This window comes from Streptomyces sp. NPDC006743 (assembly GCF_040703815.1).
Classification (GTDB): Bacteria; Actinomycetota; Actinomycetes; order Streptomycetales; family Streptomycetaceae; genus Streptomyces.
The window spans coordinates 146314-161494 of the sequence record NZ_JBEYJA010000006.1 but is presented as its reverse complement, the minus strand read 5'-3'; the positions used below and the strand labels follow the sequence as shown (position 1 = coordinate 161494).

Annotated in this window: 14 protein-coding genes; 8 read left to right on the top strand and 6 right to left on the bottom strand. The window is 72.0% G+C overall.

All coding sequences use genetic code 11. The annotated features are described in order from the left end of the window. The first annotated feature begins 72 nt into the window (after positions 1 to 72). Complete coding sequence (locus ABZ719_RS08025) at positions 73 to 1518, top strand: MFS transporter (protein WP_366724351.1); 1446 nt, start codon at positions 73 to 75, stop codon at positions 1516 to 1518. Between the two features lie 77 nt (positions 1519 to 1595). Here ABZ719_RS08025 and ABZ719_RS08020 read toward each other — a convergent pair whose 3' ends face one another. Beyond that, entirely contained in the window at positions 1596 to 2648 is a 1053-nt protein-coding gene (locus tag ABZ719_RS08020; protein WP_366724350.1) for a helix-turn-helix transcriptional regulator, read from the bottom strand. A gap of 101 nt (positions 2649 to 2749) precedes the next feature. Between ABZ719_RS08020 and ABZ719_RS08015 the strand changes: the two genes are divergently transcribed. Both ABZ719_RS08015 and ABZ719_RS08010 read left to right on the top strand, forming a co-directional pair. Then, positions 2750 to 4180, top strand: a complete 1431-nt coding sequence (locus tag ABZ719_RS08015; RefSeq protein WP_366724349.1) for an MFS transporter — start codon at positions 2750 to 2752, stop codon at positions 4178 to 4180. A 233-nt stretch (positions 4181 to 4413) separates the two neighbouring features. Continuing rightward, positions 4414 to 4845, top strand: a complete 432-nt coding sequence (locus ABZ719_RS08010) for a hypothetical protein (RefSeq protein ID WP_366724348.1) — start codon at positions 4414 to 4416, stop codon at positions 4843 to 4845. A 33-nt stretch (positions 4846 to 4878) separates the two neighbouring features. Here ABZ719_RS08010 and ABZ719_RS08005 read toward each other — a convergent pair whose 3' ends face one another. Together ABZ719_RS08005 and ABZ719_RS08000 are read right to left on the bottom strand one after the other, a co-directional pair. Further along, positions 4879 to 5469, bottom strand: a complete 591-nt coding sequence (locus tag ABZ719_RS08005) for a TetR/AcrR family transcriptional regulator (protein ID WP_366724347.1) — start codon at positions 5467 to 5469, stop codon at positions 4879 to 4881. A gap of 37 nt (positions 5470 to 5506) precedes the next feature. Beyond that, positions 5507 to 6517 (bottom strand): aldo/keto reductase, encoded by a 1011-nt coding sequence (locus ABZ719_RS08000; RefSeq protein WP_366724346.1) that lies wholly within the window; start codon positions 6515 to 6517, stop codon positions 5507 to 5509. Positions 6518 to 6795: 278 nt separating this feature from the next. Here ABZ719_RS08000 and ABZ719_RS07995 point away from each other — a divergent pair, with 278 nt between their 5' ends. Further along, positions 6796 to 7878, top strand: coding sequence for a chitinase (locus tag ABZ719_RS07995; protein ID WP_366724345.1), 1083 nt, complete (start codon positions 6796 to 6798; stop codon positions 7876 to 7878). Between the two features lie 84 nt (positions 7879 to 7962). On the opposite strand, the gene ABZ719_RS07990 is transcribed toward ABZ719_RS07995, so the two are convergent. Next, entirely contained in the window at positions 7963 to 9345 is a 1383-nt protein-coding gene (locus ABZ719_RS07990; protein ID WP_366724344.1) for a glycine--tRNA ligase, read from the bottom strand. A 205-nt stretch (positions 9346 to 9550) separates the two neighbouring features. Here ABZ719_RS07990 and ABZ719_RS07985 point away from each other — a divergent pair, with 205 nt between their 5' ends. The 4 genes from ABZ719_RS07985 to ABZ719_RS07970 are packed head-to-tail and all read left to right on the top strand — an operon-like array spanning position 9551 to position 12686. Then, positions 9551 to 10507, top strand: a complete 957-nt coding sequence (locus ABZ719_RS07985) for a metal ABC transporter substrate-binding protein (protein ID WP_366724343.1) — start codon at positions 9551 to 9553, stop codon at positions 10505 to 10507. Positions 10508 to 10527: 20 nt separating this feature from the next. Then, complete coding sequence (locus tag ABZ719_RS07980; protein ID WP_366724417.1) at positions 10528 to 11298, top strand: metal ABC transporter ATP-binding protein; 771 nt, start codon at positions 10528 to 10530, stop codon at positions 11296 to 11298. Then, complete coding sequence (locus ABZ719_RS07975; RefSeq protein ID WP_366724342.1) at positions 11298 to 12200, top strand: metal ABC transporter permease; 903 nt, start codon at positions 11298 to 11300, stop codon at positions 12198 to 12200. The genes ABZ719_RS07980 and ABZ719_RS07975 overlap by 1 nt, the downstream gene beginning before the upstream one ends. Before the next feature lie 60 nt (positions 12201 to 12260). Next, on the top strand, positions 12261 to 12686 hold the full coding sequence (locus tag ABZ719_RS07970; protein WP_037854300.1) for a Fur family transcriptional regulator: 426 nt from the start codon (positions 12261 to 12263) through the stop codon (positions 12684 to 12686). Positions 12687 to 12777: 91 nt separating this feature from the next. Here the strand turns inward: ABZ719_RS07970 and ABZ719_RS07965 are convergent, their stop codons facing one another. Continuing rightward, entirely contained in the window at positions 12778 to 14187 is a 1410-nt protein-coding gene (locus tag ABZ719_RS07965) for a histidine-type phosphatase (protein WP_366724341.1), read from the bottom strand. Between the two features lie 143 nt (positions 14188 to 14330). Continuing rightward, a complete protein-coding gene (locus tag ABZ719_RS07960; protein ID WP_366724340.1) occupies positions 14331 to 15170 on the bottom strand; it encodes an isoprenyl transferase in 840 nt (279 codons plus the stop codon). Positions 15171 to 15181: the final 11 nt, after the last annotated feature.

Here is a 15181-nt window from a genome sequence, read left to right as displayed (position 1 = left end):
GTCCCGCACGGGCAGCGAACTTGTAACAGTCATTAGTTAACCGCACTATCGATATCGACTACGCTGGTGCACATGCCCGAGCTGAGTCACCGCCGGCGGCTGCTGGTGCTCGCGATCTGCTGCATGAGCCTGCTGATCGTGAGTCTGGACAACACCGTCCTCAACGTCGCCCTGCCCTCCCTGCAGCGCGATCTGCACGCCGGCACGTCCGGTCTGCAATGGACGATCGACGCCTACACCCTGGTGCTGGCCTCCCTGCTGATGCTGGCTGGCTCCACCGCCGACCGGATCGGCCGCAAACGCGTCTTCATGACCGGCCTCGTCGTCTTCGGCATCGGCTCGCTGCTGTGCTCCCTGGCCCCGAACCTCGAACTGCTCGTCGTCTTCCGCATGGTGCAGGCCGTCGGCGGCTCGATGCTCAACCCGGTCGCCATGTCGATCATCACCAACACCTTCACCGACCCGCGCGAACGCGCCCGCGCCATCGGCGTGTGGGGCGCCGTGGTCGGCATATCCATGGCCGCCGGGCCGCTGGTGGGCGGGCTGCTGGTGGAGTCCGTCGGCTGGCGTTCGATCTTCTGGCTCAACCTGCCCGTCGGCCTCGCCGCGATCCTGCTCACCCTCCGCTTCGTCCCCGAGTCCCGCGCCCCCAGGGCCCGCCGCCCCGACCCGGTCGGCCAGGTGCTCGTCATCGCCCTGTTCGGCGCGCTGACGTACGCGATCATCGAGGCCCCGGACGCGAGCGCCACCGTGGTCCTGCCGTTCGCCGCCGTCGCGCTCGCCGCGCTGCTCGGCCTGCTGTGGTACGAGCCGCGCCGCACCGAACCCCTCATCGACCTGCGCTTCTTCCGCTCCGCCCCGTTCAGCGGGGCCACGGTCATCGCGGTCAGCGGCTTCGCGGCGCTCGGCGGCTTCCTGTTCCTGTCCACGCTGTACCTGCAGAACGTGCGCGGTCTGGACGCCCTGCACGCCGGGCTGTGGATGCTGCCGATGGCGGTGCCCACGTTCCTGTGCGCCCCGCTGTCCGGCCGGCTGGTCGGCACCCGGGGACCGCGGCTGCCGCTGCTGATCGCCGGGACCGCGATGACGGCGAGCGCGGTGCTGTTCGCGCTCTTCGAGGCCGAGACGTCGAACGCCACGCTGCTCGCCGGGTACGTCCTGTTCGGCATCGGCTTCGGCTTCGTCAACGCGCCCATCACCAACACCGCCGTGTCCGGCATGCCGCGCGCCCAGGCGGGGGTCGCCGCGGCCGTCGCCTCGACCAGCCGGCAGCTCGGCTCGACCCTCGGCGTGGCGGTGGTCGGCGCCCTGCTGGCGTCCGGGACCGGCTCGTCCTCGTACCGGGACACGTTCGTGCCGGCCGCCCGGCCCGGGTGGTGGGTGCTGGTGGCGTGCGGCGCGCTGGTGCTGGTGCTGGGCGCCCTCACCAGCGGCCGGTGGGCCCGCCGGACCGCCGAACGCACCGCCGACCGGCTCCAGGAGCACGAGGTGCGGCAGGCGGCGGGCGTCGGCGCCTGACCGGAGCGCGGGACGTCCCGGGAGGCCCAAGAGCTGCGGACAGAAGGGGAGTCCGGGCGTCCCCCTCGTTCGCAGCTCTAAGAGCTGCGTTCCACCGCGATGGCGTGCAGCTTCTCCAGCCGCTCGCGGGACTCCTCGTCCGCCGGGACGTAGGTGACCATGCGCGGGCCCGCCTCCGGGCTGAGCCACAGGTCGGTCTGGTCGACGGTGAGGCGGCCGACGCGGGCGTTGCGGAACTCCTTGCGCTTGCCCGCCGGCGCGACCACCTCGTGCCGGTCCCACGCCTCGCGGAAGTCGGGCGACTCGCGCAGCCGCTTGAGCAGCGTCTTCCAGGCCGGGTCGGCGAGGTGGCCGGCCATCGCGGCCCGGAAGCGGGCCGCCATGATCCGGGTGGCCTCCTCCAGGTGCACGATCGACGAGCGCCACTGCGGGTTCGTGTACGCCAGGATCATGCAGTTGCGGTCCTCGGGCGGCACCGCCTCCAGGTCGCACAGGAGCAGGCCGTAGGTGCGGTTGTGGGCGAGGATGTCGTACCTGCTGTTCTGCAGGCAGGCCGGGTAGGGCTCGATCTGTTCCAGGAGGGCGCGCAGGGCCGGGGTGACCGACGGGCAGGTGGTCGTGGGCGCCGGATCGGTGGCACCGGCGAGCCGGAAGAGGTGGGCGCGCTCGCTGGGGTCGAGCAGCAGGGTGCGGGCGAGGGCGTCCAGGACCTGCGCGGAGACCTGGATGTCGCGGGCCTGTTCGAGCCAGGTGTACCAGGTGACGCCGACCGCGGAGAGGTGGGCGACCTCCTCGCGGCGCAGGCCCGGCGTGCGGCGCCGGGCACCGCGCGGCAGGCCGACCCGCTCGGGGGCGATGTGCTCGCGCCGGTGCCGCAGGAAGGCGGCCAGCTCGTGCCGCCGGATCTCGGAGGCCGCGGGCTCCCGGACCCGCCCGGCCTGCCCCCGCCCGGCACCTGCCGGACCACCGGGCGCCGCGCCGGACCCCGGTGCCGCCGGGACGCGCGCCGCCTCCCGTACGGCCGCCGCCCGCGGTGCCGCCGCGGCCGCCGCCGTGCCTGCCGGGACCGTCCTCACCGCCGGCTCCGCCGTCGCCGTCCGTGCCGCCGTCTCCTGGGCCATGGTGGTCATGCCTCCAGCCTGCCGCCGCGCCGACCCTGTTTCCAGGTACTCCGGCTACCAGGATAAGGACACTCTGGTACCTGTCTCGCTCCGGTCGCAGGCTCGGATGCGTGACCACCCGAACCCTCTCCTCCCGCACCGTCCGCACGGCCGTGGCGCCCCCGGCGCTGGGCGGCCCCGGACTGTTCACGGTGCTGCTGGGCGCGGCACTGCCCCTCATCGACTTCTTCATCGTCAACGTCGCCCTGCCCACGATGGGCAAGGACCTCCACGCGAGCGAGGCCGTCCTCGAACTCGTCGTGGCCGGTTACGGGGTGGCCTACGCCGTGCTGCTCGTCCTCGGCGGCCGGCTCGGCGACCTCTTCGGGCGGCGCCGGCTCTTCCTGGGCGGCATGGCGGCCTTCGGCCTGACCTCGCTGGCCTGCGGTCTCGCGCCGGACGCGTGGTCCCTGGTCGGGGCGCGGGTGGCGCAGGGCGCGGCGGCGGCGGCGATGCTGCCGCAGGTGCTCGCCACCATCCAGGCGGCGACCGAGGGCCGCCGCCGGGCCAGGGCGATGGGCCTGTACGGCGCGACGGCCGGCCTGTCCATGGTGGCCGGGCAGATCCTCGGCGGCGTCCTGGTCGCGGCCGACGTGTGGGGCACCGGCTGGCGTTCGGTGTTCCTGGTGAACGTGCCCGTCGCCCTGGCCGGCCTGGTGCTGGCCGTCAGGGCCGTCCCGGAGACCCGCTCGCAGCACCCGGAGCCGGTCGACGGCCCCGGCACGGTCCTGCTGGCGGCCTCCCTGCTGACCCTGCTCGTACCGCTCACCGAGGGCCGCGCGGCCCACTGGCCGCTGTGGACGTGGCTGTCGCTGGCCGCCTTCCCGCTGGTGGCCGCCGGGTTCTACGCCGTCGAGCGGCGCGCGGACCGGCAGGGCCGTACGCCGCTGGTGCCGCCGAGCCTGTTCCGGCTGCTGTCCCTGCGCCGCGGCCTCGCGCTCATCGTGCCGTTCTCCGTCGGGTTCAGCGGCTTCATGTTCGTCATCGCGGTGGCGCTGCAGCAGGGCGCCGGCCTCGGTCCGGTCCCGGCGGGGCTCGCGCTCGCGCCCATGGCCGTCGCCTTCTTCCTCGTCTCGCTGGCCGGGCCCCGGCTGGTCGCCCGGTACGGAACGCGGGTGGTGACGGCGGGGGCGGTCGTGCAGCTGGCGGGCGTGGGCCTGCTGGCGCTGACCGTCCGGGAGTCCTGGCCGCAGGTGGGCTTCACGGAGCTGCTGCCGGGCGCGGCCGTCGCCGGTGCGGGGCAGGCGATGCAGCTGCCCGTCATCTTCCGGATCATCCTCTCCGAGGTGCCGGCCGCACGGGCGGGCGTCGGCAGCGGCGTCATGGTCACCGCCCAGCAGTCGTCGCTGGCGCTGGGCGTGGCCACCCTGGGCACGCTGTTCCTGTCCCTGGTCCCCGGCCTCGGCATGCGGGACGCCCTGGTGATCACCCTGCTCGTCCAGCTGGCCGGGATCGTCCTGACGGGCCTGCTGAGCCTGCGGCTGCCCCGCACGATCGGCTGACGGCCCGGGAATCGTCACCGTGTGTGACCGAATGGTCAAAGGTAAGAAACAAGTGAACCGGCCCGGCGGCCCGACCTGGCACTTTGCCCCAAACCTGCTTTTTTCCCGACGAGTTCCGACCCTCCTCGACTCGCCGCGCGGACGAACTCGGGCAAACCTGGAGGAGCGCGAGCAGCCCCCCGGGGCAGCCATCGCGCCGCAGGGGGAAATCCGTCGACCAACGGGAGACCACCATGCCTGTCACCACCAGCCGCCGCTGGGTCCGTGCGCTCGCCGCCGGCGCCCTGTCCGCCGCCCTCGTGTCGGCCGGGTCGGCCACCGCCCTGGCCGCGAACGACGCGCCGCAGGCCAAGCCGAGCCCGACCCACAGCATGATGCCGATGACCAAGGGGTCGATCACGGTCAAGGCCAACCACACCTCGGTCAAAGCCGGCCAGAGCGTGACGCTCGCCGGTCACACCAAGGACGAGAAGACCGGCACCAAGCTGGTCCTCCAGCACCTGCACAACGGCAAGTGGACCACGCTGCACACCACGACCATGGTGAAGAAGGGCGGCGTCTTCTCGCTGAGCCACAAGTTCACCGCCAAGGGCACCGAGCACCTGCGGGTGGCGACGTCGGACGGCAAGACGCACTCCTCGACGGTGACCGTCAAGGTGCACTGACGCCCGGCCCCGGGCCGCCCCCGACGGCCCCGCTCAGGGCCGCAGGCCCCGCAGCAGCAGGTCCAGGAGGAGGTCGAACTCCTCCTGGACACCCGGCCGCTCCCACTGTCCCGCGTAACACGGGTCGTGGTAGCGGCCGGTGGCGTGGAAGAGGGCGCCGGCCGTGGCCGCCGGGTCGGCGGCCGTGAAGATCCCGGCGGCCACTCCCGCCTCGACGATGCCGGCCAACTGGGCGGTCAGCTCCGCGATGTGCTGCTCGACCGCCGCGACGTTCTCCTCGGCCAGCACCGAGTAGGTGGCGAACATCTCGGGATCGTCGCCCGCCTTGCGGCGCTTGGCGTCGAACAGCGCCTGGAACCAGGCGCGCAGCCGCTCCCGGGGGTCGGGCCCGTCCCCGGCCGCGATCCCCGCCAGGGCGTCGTGCGTCCGGTCCAGCCACCGCTTCGTCACCGCTTCGCGCAGCGCCGCCTTGGTGCGGAAGTGGCGGTAGACACTGCCGTGGCTGACGCCGAGCGCGCGGGCCACGTCCACCACGGTGGCCTTCGCCGGCCCGTGGCGGCGCAGCACCTCCTCGGTCGCCTCGATGATGCGCTCGGCGGTCAGGGTCTCAGCAGCGGGTGACATGCCTAGACCGTACCCAAACGCCTGTCCGGCGCGGCGGTCAGTGCTCGCTGTCCAGGTGCGCCATCTGCGACTCGGGGTAGCGCGCGCCGGCCGCCGCGTCCGCCGGCACGGCCTCCTCGATCGCCGCGAGGGCGGCCGCGTCCAGCGTGACGTCGAGCGCGCCGAGGGCCTCGGTGAGGCGCTCGCGGCTGCGGGCGCCGATCAGCGGCACGATGTCCTCGCCGCGCGAGAGCACCCAGGCGATGGCGGTCTGCGCCACCGTGACGCCCTTGCCGTCGGCGATCTTCCGCAGTGCCTCGACGAGGTCCAGGTTGTGCCGGAGGTTCTCGCCCTGGAAGCGGGGCGAGACGGCGCGGAAGTCGGTCGGGGCGAGCTGCCGGTCACGGGTGAAGTGCCCGGAGATCAGTCCGCGCGACAGGACGCCGTAGGCGGTGACGGCGATGCCCAGCTCGCGGGTGGTGGGCAGGATGGCGGCCTCGATGCCGCGCGAGATCAGCGAGTACTCGATCTGGAGGTCGGAGATCGGCGCGGTGGCGGCGGCGCGGCGGATGGTGTCGGCGCCCGCCTCGCTGAGGCCGATGTGGCGGACGTAGCCCTTCTCGACCAGCTCCGCGATGGCGCCGACGGTCTCCTCGATCGGCACGTCGGGGTCGACGCGGGCGATCCGGTAGACGTCGATGTGGTCGACGCCCAGGCGCTGGAGCGAGTAGGCGGCGAAGTTCTTCACGGCGGCGGGGCGGCCGTCGTAGCCGCTCCAGTTGCCGTCGGGGTCGCGCAGGGCGCCGAACTTCACGCTGGTCAGGGCCTGCTCGCGCAGGGCGGCGGGGGCGGTGCGCAGGGCTTCGCCGAGCAGCATCTCGTTGTGGCCCATGGCGTAGAAGTCGCCGGTGTCGAAGAGGGTCACGCCCGCTTCGAGGGCGGCGTGCACGGTGGCGATCGACTCGGCCCGGTCCGCCTCGCCGTACAGCGCGGACATGCCCATGCAGCCGAGACCGAGGGCGGAGACCTGGGGGCCGGTGGTTCCGAGGGAGCGGGTGTTCATCGTCATGGCTCCACCTTGGCATGACAGCTGACAGATTTCAATATCTGTCATTCCATACTTGCCACTTCTTGCGGACAGCCCGCCATCGGTCCAGACCTCTTGACGAATGGTCTGGACCATAGGACTGTCATGTCTGCGACACCCCGCGCCATCCCTCCTCCGCACGCCCCCCCCCACCCGCGGGCCACCACACCCGCACCCGGCGTACTTCACCGCTTCACCGCACCCCAGCGCCACACCACCCCCCGCCCGCCACCTCACCGCACCCCACCGGGAGGCCGCCCATGCTCCGCCGGATCCGCCGGACACCCCGCCTGCTCACCGCAGCGCTGGCCACCGCCTGCCTCGCGCCGCTCGCCCTGTCCCTGTCGTCCCCCGCGGCCTCGGCCGCCCCCGCCACGGCGGACGCCGCCACCTGCGCCGTGAAGTCCCGGCCCGCCGGCAAGGTGCTCCAGGGCTACTGGGAGAACTGGGACGGCTCCTCCAACGGCGTCCACCCGCCCTTCGGCTGGACCCCGGTCACCGACTCCCGGATCGCGGCGCACGGCTACAACGTCCTCAACGCGGCCTTCCCGGTGATCCTGTCCGACGGGACGGCGCTGTGGCAGGACGGCATGGACTCGGGCGTGAAGGTCGCCACGCCCGAGGAGATGTGCGCGGCCAAGGCGTCCGGGCAGACCGTCCTGCTCTCCATCGGCGGCGCGGCGGCCGGCATCGACCTGAACTCGCAGGCGGTGGCGGACCGGTTCGTCGCGACGATCGTGCCGATCCTGCAGAAATACAACTTCGACGGCATCGACATCGACATCGAGACCGGCCTGACCGGCAGCGGGAACATCAACCAGCTCTCCGCCTCGCAGGCCAACCTCATCCGCATCATCGACGGCATCCTGGCCCGGATGCCCTCGAACTTCGGGCTGACCATGGCACCGGAGACCGCCTACGTCACCGGCGGCAGCATCGTCTACGGCTCGATCTGGGGCGCCTACCTGCCCGTCATCAAGAAGTACGCCGACAACGGCCGCCTGTGGTGGCTGAACATGCAGTACTACAACGGCAGCATGTACGGCTGCTCCGGCGACTCCTACTCGGCCGCGACGGTGCAGGGCTTCACCGCCCAGACCGACTGCCTGAACAAGGGCCTGGTGGTCCAGGGCACCACGGTCAGGGTCCCCTACGACAAGCAGGTGCCCGGCCTGCCCGCCCAGCCGGGCGCGGGCGGCGGCTACATGTCCCCCTCCCTGGTCTCCCAGGCCTGGAACCACTACGGCAACGGCCTCAAGGGGCTGATGACCTGGTCGCTCAACTGGGACGGCTCGAAGAACTGGACCTTCGGCGACAACGTGAAGGCGCTCCAGGGCCGTTGAGGCCACCGGGAACGCGAAACGCCGTACGGCCGCCGGTGATCCGGCGGCCGTACGGCGTTGGGCGCGCTCCCGTCAGGGGCCTGCTCAGCAGCCGATCAGGCGGGCGGCCAGGTAGCCCTCGATCTGGTCCAGGGAGACACGCTCCTGCTTCATGGAGTCGCGCTCGCGGACGGTGACCGCGTTGTCGTCCAGGGTGTCGAAGTCGACGGTGACGCAGTACGGCGTGCCGATCTCGTCCTGGCGGCGGTAGCGGCGGCCGATGGCGCCGGCGTCGTCGAACTCGATGTTCCAGTGCTGGCGCAGCGCCTGGGCCAGGCCCTTGGCCTTCGGGGACAGCTCCGGGTTGCGGGACAGCGGCAGCACCGCGGCCTTCACCGGGGCCAGGCGGTGGTCCAGGCGCAGCACCGTGCGCTTCTCCATCTTGCCCTTGGCGTTGGGCGCCTCGTCCTCGACGTAGGCGTCGAGCAGGAACGCCAGCATCGCGCGGCCGACACCGGCCGCGGGCTCGATGACGTACGGCGTCCAGCGCTCGCCGGCCTCCTGGTCGTAGTAGGCGAGGTCCTGGCCGGAGGCCTTGGCGTGGGCGCCGAGGTCGTAGTCGGTGCGGTTGGCGACACCCTCCAGCTCGCCCCACTCGTTGCCGCCGAACTGGAAGCGGTACTCGATGTCGGCGGTGCGCTTGGAGTAGTGGGAGAGCTTCTCCTTGGGGTGCTCGTACCAGCGCATGTTCTCTTCACGCAGGCCCAGGCCGGTGTACCAGTTCCAGCGCTGCTCCATCCAGTACTCGTGCCACTTCTCGTCCTCGCCCGGCTTGACGAAGAACTCCATCTCCATCTGCTCGAACTCGCGGGTGCGGAAGATGAAGTTGCCCGGCGTGATCTCGTTGCGGAACGACTTGCCCATCTGGGCGATGCCGAACGGCGGCTTGCGGCGCGAGGTGGTCTGCACCTGGGCGAAGTTGGTGAAGATGCCCTGGGCGGTCTCCGGGCGCAGGTAGGCGACGGAGCCGGTGTCCTGGGTGGGGCCGAGGTGGGTGGAGAGCAGGCCGGAGAACTGCTTGGGCTCGGTGAACTGGCCCTTGTTGCCGCAGTTGGGGCAGTTGACGTCGGCCAGGCCGTTCTCCGGGAGGCGCTTGTGCTTGGCCTCGTAGGCCTCCTCCAGGTGGTCCGCGCGGAACCGCTTGTGACAGGCGGTGCACTCGGTCAGCGGGTCCGTGAAGGTGGCGACGTGGCCGGAGGCGACCCACACCTCGGTGGCCAGGATCACGGACGAGTCGATACCGACCACGTCCTCGCGCGACGTCACCATGTAGCGCCACCACTGGCGCTTGAGGTTCTCCTTCAGCTCGACGCCCAGCGGCCCGTAGTCCCAGGCGGCGCGCTGGCCGCCGTAGATCTCACTGCAGGGGAATACGAAGCCACGGCGCTTGCTCAGGCTGACGATGGTGTCGATCTTGTCGGCGGCCACGGTGCTCTCTTCATTACGACGACGGGCGACGAAGCGACGGCTGCGCTTCGACGAAGCGAGACGCTTCAGAGCGAATGCTTCAGGGTACCGGCGCAGGCTCCCCCTCAATCAAATCGGTGCCGGACAGCGGCCCGGTCCGGGCCGTCCGGGGCCCCTCACAGGGGGTTGTTGACAACGGTTTCCATTTTTGTTGAAAATGACTGTCATGAACGCACGACGTCACCTCATATCCGGGACCGCTCTCGCCGTGTCCTGCGCCCTCGGCCTCGGCGCCCTGACCGCCTGCACCTCCGCCGACGCGGCCGGCGGCAGCGGGAAGTACGACGTCGTCGCGTCCTTCTATCCGGTGGCCTTCCTCGCCGAGCGCATCGGCGGCGGCCACGTCCACGTCACCAGCCTCACCCAGCCCGGCCAGGAGCCGCACGACCTGGAGATCAGCGCCAGGCAGACCGCCCAGCTCCAGGAGGCCGACGCCGTCCTCTACCTCAAGGGACTCCAGCCCTCCGTCGACGAGGCCGTCGCCCAGTCCGGAGTGCGGACGAAGGTCGACGCCGCCTCCCTGACCACCCTGGAGGAGCACGGCAACGAGGTCGGCGGGCACGCCGCCGCGCACGACACCCACGAGGGCGAGGAGTCCGGCGGCAAGGACCCGCACATCTGGCTCGACCCGGTCCGCTACGCACAGGTCGCCCAGGGCGTCGGCAAGGCCCTGGAGAAGGGCGACCCGGACCACGCCGCCGACTACCGCAAGAACACCGCGGCCCTGGTGAAGCAGCTCGACGAGCTGAACACCCGCTTCGAGAAGGGCCTCGCGCACACCACCTCGAAGGTCTTCCTCACCACCCACGCCGCCTTCGGCTACCTCGCCGAGCGCTACGGCCTGACCGAGGAGGCCGTCAACGGCCTCGACCCGGAGTCCGAGCCCAGCGCCGCCCGGGTCAGGGACCTGGAGAGGATGGCGAAGGCCGACGGCGTCACCACCGTCTTCTACGAGACGCTCGTCAGCGACAAGACCGCCCGGACCATCGCCGCGGACGCCGGCCTGAAGACCGACATCCTCGACCCGCTCGAAGGCATCACCGAGAAGTCCCGGGGCACCGACTACTTCTCGGTCCAGGAGGCCAACCTCAAGGCGCTCCAGCAGGCGCTGGGCGCCAAGTGACCGACACCGGGGAGCAGACCATGGGCGAACCCGTCATAGCCATGCGCCAGGTGCGCGCCGACCTCGGCGCCCGCCCCGTGCTGCGCGGCATCGACCTCACCGTGCACCGGGGCGAGGTGGTCGCGCTGCTCGGCGCCAACGGCTCCGGCAAGTCGACGGCCGTACGCAGCCTCATCGGCCAGGTGCCGGTCAGCGGCGGCGAGATCGAGCTGTTCGGCACCCCCCGGCGCCGCTTCGGCGACTGGGCGCGCGTCGGCTACGTGCCGCAGCGCACCACCGCCGCCGGCGGTGTCCCGGCGACCGTCACCGAGATCGTCTCCTCGGGGCGGCTCTCCCGCACCCGCTTCGGCGTCTTCCGCGCCGCCGACCGCGAGGCCGTGCGCCGCGCCCTGGACCTGGTCGGCATGGCGGACCGCGCCAAGGACCCGGTGGACGCCCTCTCCGGCGGCCAGCACCAGCGGGTGCTGATCGCCCGCGCGCTCGCCGCCGCCCCCGAACTGCTGATCATGGACGAGCCGATGGCGGGTGTCGACCTGGCCAGCCAGGAGGTGCTGGCGCGGACCCTGCGCGAGCAGGTCGCCGCCGGGACCACGGTGCTGCTGGTGCTGCACGAGCTGGGCCCGCTGGAGCCGCTGATCGACCGGGCGGTCGTGCTGCGCGACGGCTGCGTCGTGCACGACGGCCCGCCCCCGAAGGCGGTCGGCCAGCACGCCCTGCCCGGCCACGACCATGTCCACCCCCACGACGCCGCCGCAGGCGCCGCGCCGATCCGTACAGGACTGCTGAGCTGATGGACTTCCTGAACTACGCCTTCATGCAGCGGGCGCTGCTGGCCGCCGTGCTCGTCGGCATCACCGCGCCCGCCGTCGGCATCTACCTGGTCCAGCGCCGCCAGGCGCTGATGGGCGACGGCATCGGCCACGTGGCGATGACCGGCGTCGGCCTCGGCTTCCTGCTCTCCGCCTCCCCGGTGTGGATGGCGACGGCCGTCTCCGTGCTCGGCGCGGTCCTCATGGAGCTGATCCGCTGGTACGGCCGCACCCGCGGCGACATCGCCCTCGCGATGCTCTTCTACGGCGGCATGGCGGGCGGTGTCATGTTCATCAACCTCGCCCCGGGCGGCTCCAACGCCAACCTGACCTCGTACCTCTTCGGCTCGCTCTCCACGGTCTCGCAGTCCGACGTCGTGGCGATCTGCCTGCTGGCGGCCTTCGTCGTCCTGGTCACGCTGGGTCTGCGCCGCCAGTTGTTCGCGGTCAGCCAGGACGAGGAGTTCGCCCGGGTCACCGGCCTTCCGGTGCGCGCCCTGAACCTGCTGACGGCCGTCACGGCGGCGGTCACGGTGACGGTCGCGATGCGCGTGGTCGGACTGCTGCTCGTCTCCGCGCTCATGGTGGTCCCGGTGGCCGCCGCCCAGCAGCTCACCCGCAGCTTCGCCGCGACCTTCGCCGTCGCCGTCGCCATCGGCGTGAGCGTGACGATCGGCGGCACGGTCACCTCCTACTACCAGGACGTACCCCCCGGTGCGACGATCGTCCTGCTGACCATCGCCGCGTTCATCGCCCTCACCGCGCTCGCCGCACCGCTGGCCCGGCGCCGCGCCCGGGCGCTCGCCGCGGCCGGCTCCGCGGCCGACCCCGCGGAGTGCGCGATCCCGGCCGCCCGGGGCGCCGCCGGGGAGGTCGGCGTCTGACCGGGCTCCGCCCGGGCTGGCACAATGGCCCCGGCAGGCGCAGACGTGAGGAGGCATCCGGTGACGACCGCAGGACCGCCCGTGAAGGGCCGCGCCACCCGGCAGCGCGCCGCCGTCGCGGCAGCCCTCGACGAGGTCGACGAGTTCCGCAGCGCACAGGAACTCCACGACATGCTCAAGCACAAGGGCGACTCGGTGGGCCTGACCACCGTCTACCGCACCTTGCAGTCCCTCGCCGACGCCGGCGAGGTCGACGTACTGCGCACCTCCGACGGTGAGTCCGTCTACCGCCGCTGCTCCTCCGGCGAGCACCACCACCACCTCGTCTGCCGCGTCTGCGGCAAAGCGGTCGAGGTGGAGGGCCCGGCCGTGGAGAAGTGGGCGGAGGCCATCGCGGCGGAGCACGGCTTCGTCAACGTCGCCCACACGGTGGAGATCTTCGGGACCTGCGCGGAGTGCGCGGCGACCGAGTCCCGGCCGCAGTGACGAGGACATGGTGAGGGGAGGGGCCCGCGGCCGTGGCCGCGGGCCCCTCCCGTGCCGGTGAGCCGTGCCGCGTCCGCCCGGGCGTTACGTCTCAGCGCCGTCCGAAGCAGCGCTCCAGCTCGTCCAGGTCGTAGAAGGCGCTGCCCTGGGCGATCGGGCGGCAGCCGGCCTTGAACGCGGTCTCCTTCTCGTTGTAGAGCATGCGCACCAGGTAGCGGTCGCCCTTGGCGAAGACGTCCCACTGGATGTTCGTGCCCAGCGGTGACACGTCCGCGCCGCGCCAGGGGTTGTCCTTGTAGGTGTACGGGCGCTGCGGCGACACCGGTCGCGTACTGCCCGGCAGCCCCATCAGCGCGGCCAGCGGGATGATCTCCTCCGCGTGCGTGAACCGCAGTTCGGCGCCCTTGTCGTTGGTGCCCTCGCGCTTGGTCTCGACCTGCTCGAAGAAGTCGTCGAGCAGGACGCCGGCCATCTTGTAGGTGATGTCGCTGCCGGCGAACCCGGGGCCCTTCTCGTAGAAGTCCTCCGCGTCCCCGAGGTAGCCGAACCAGTCGGCGTCCTTCGCGGAGAGGTAGCGGTCCATGTGCCAGCCCTCGCCGCGCGGGCTCTCCTCGCGCATGGCGGGGGCGATGGCGTACAGGTTGTAGACGGCGGTGGCCACGTCGACGGCGCTGCCGAGCGAGGCGAACTCGCCGTTCTCGATCCGCCGCACGAACGGCTCCCGGAACAGCCGGCGCAGCACGTCGCGGGCGTGCGCGTGGGTGGCGGGCTGGTCGGTGAGGCTCTTGAGGGTGGCCGCGAGCCGCTGGTCGTTCTCGAGGTAGTCGCGGTAGGCGGCACCACCGGCCGCCTTGTGGAAGTAGAGCAGGTCCTTGTCGGTGCGGACGGGACCGATCAGCGGCTTCAGCTCCGGGTCGGCGTCGGCGAGGCCGCCGGCGAACCGCTCGCCGCTGGCCACCGCCCGCCCCTGCCCCGAACTGACCAGGTCGATCTTCTCGCCCTTGCCGGCGATCTTCGCGAACAGCTCCGGCATCCGCTGCCGGAGCCGCACCGCCGTGTCCCGCATCTCCTGCTCGCCGCGCCCGCTGAGGTTGCCGTAGCCGACCTTGTCCATGGCGGCCAGCAGGGCGCGCACGGCCGGCCCGAACTCCGCGCCCCGGTCCGTGAGCTGCCCCTGGTCGGCGGCCTTCTCCCACAGGGCGAGGACGAGGTCGCCGTCCTCGCTGTCGCCGGCCGCGCGGGAGCCGTGCCGGGAGACGTCCTCGGTGAAGACGGGCGTGAACCCGGCGGGCGGCTCCTGGTAGGTGCGGGGGTTCTGCTGCGGGGCGTACGGCGCCTTGGTGCCGTAGCTGTCGCGGTCGTGACCGCTGTGGCCGCGGCTGCCGTGGAGGGCACGGCCGAGGGTGTCGCGGTGCGCGGTCCGGTCGGCGGCCGTGGCCTGCGCGGGCAGGACGGCGACGAGGGCGGTGCACAGGGCGAGGACGGGGGTGACACGCTTCATGACGCGCATCGTGGGTGATCCCCGTGAACCCCCGGTGACCAGCAGGTGTCCATGGCCGCCGGGTACCCCCGCCGCACGGGCGCTCCCGCACTCCGGGCGCTCCCGCCCCGGCGGCTCCCCCGCCTCTACGGGATCCGTCCGCCCTACGGCGTGTCCTGCCTGCCCTCCATGGCGAGCAGTTCCTCGTTGGGGATGGCGCCGCCGAAGCGGCGGTCGCGGGAGGCGAACTCCACGCACGCCCGCCACAGGTCACGGCGGTCGAAGTCGGGCCACAGCACGTCCTGGAAGACCATCTCGGCGTACGCGCTCTGCCAGAGGAGGTAGTTGGAGGTGCGCTGCTCGCCACTCGGCCGCAGGAACAGGTCCACGTCCGGCATGTCCGGGTAGTACAGGTACTTCTGGATGGTCTTCTCGCTGACCTTGGCCGGGTCGAGGCGGCCGGCCGCCACGTCCTCGGCCATCGCCTTCGCCGCGTCCGCCAGCTCCGCCCGGCCGCCGTAGTTCATGCAGAAGTACAGCGTGATCAGGTCGTTGTCCTTGGTCTGCTCCTGGGCGACCTGCAACTCCTTGGCGACCGACTTCCACAGCCGGGGCATCCGGCCCACCCAGCGCACCCGGACGCCGAGCCCGTCGAGCTGGTCGCGGGACTTGCGGATGAAGTCCCGGTTGAAGTTCATCAGGAAGCGCACCTCGTCGGGCGAGCGCTTCCAGTTCTCGGTGGAGAAGGCGTAGAGCGAGATGTTGCGCACGCCGATCTCGATGCCGCCCTGGAGCACGTCGAGGACGCGCTCGGCGCCGACCTTGTGACCCTCGGTGCGGGGCAGCCCGCGCTGCTTGGCCCAGCGGCCGTTGCCGTCCATGACGATCGCCACGTGCTCCGGGACCAGCTCGCCCGGCAGCTTCGGCGCACGCGCGCCGGACGGATGCGGCTCGGGCGCGTCGTACTCACGGCGCCGGCCTCCCAGGAACCCGCGTACGGCCATGTGCTCCTCGT

Excerpts from the sequence above, each read along its gene's own strand:
- ABZ719_RS07960 (WP_366724340.1), bottom strand. The coding sequence starts at position 15,170 with ATGGCCGTACGCGGGTTCCTGGGAGGCCGGCGCCGTGAGTACGACGCG.
- ABZ719_RS08000 (WP_366724346.1), bottom strand. The coding sequence starts at position 6,517 with ATGACGATGAACACCCGCTCCCTCGGAACCACCGGCCCCCAGGTCTCC.
- ABZ719_RS08010 (WP_366724348.1), top strand. The coding sequence starts at position 4,414 with ATGCCTGTCACCACCAGCCGCCGCTGGGTCCGTGCGCTCGCCGCCGGC.
- ABZ719_RS07985 (WP_366724343.1), top strand. The coding sequence starts at position 9,551 with ATGAACGCACGACGTCACCTCATATCCGGGACCGCTCTCGCCGTGTCC.
- ABZ719_RS07975 (WP_366724342.1), top strand. The coding sequence starts at position 11,298 with ATGGACTTCCTGAACTACGCCTTCATGCAGCGGGCGCTGCTGGCCGCC.
- ABZ719_RS07980 (WP_366724417.1), top strand. The coding sequence starts at position 10,528 with ATGGGCGAACCCGTCATAGCCATGCGCCAGGTGCGCGCCGACCTCGGC.
- ABZ719_RS07965 (WP_366724341.1), bottom strand. The coding sequence starts at position 14,187 with ATGAAGCGTGTCACCCCCGTCCTCGCCCTGTGCACCGCCCTCGTCGCC.
- ABZ719_RS08025 (WP_366724351.1), top strand. The coding sequence starts at position 73 with ATGCCCGAGCTGAGTCACCGCCGGCGGCTGCTGGTGCTCGCGATCTGC.
- ABZ719_RS08020 (WP_366724350.1), bottom strand. The coding sequence starts at position 2,648 with ATGACCACCATGGCCCAGGAGACGGCGGCACGGACGGCGACGGCGGAG.
- ABZ719_RS08005 (WP_366724347.1), bottom strand. The coding sequence starts at position 5,469 with ATGTCACCCGCTGCTGAGACCCTGACCGCCGAGCGCATCATCGAGGCG.
- ABZ719_RS07995 (WP_366724345.1), top strand. The coding sequence starts at position 6,796 with ATGCTCCGCCGGATCCGCCGGACACCCCGCCTGCTCACCGCAGCGCTG.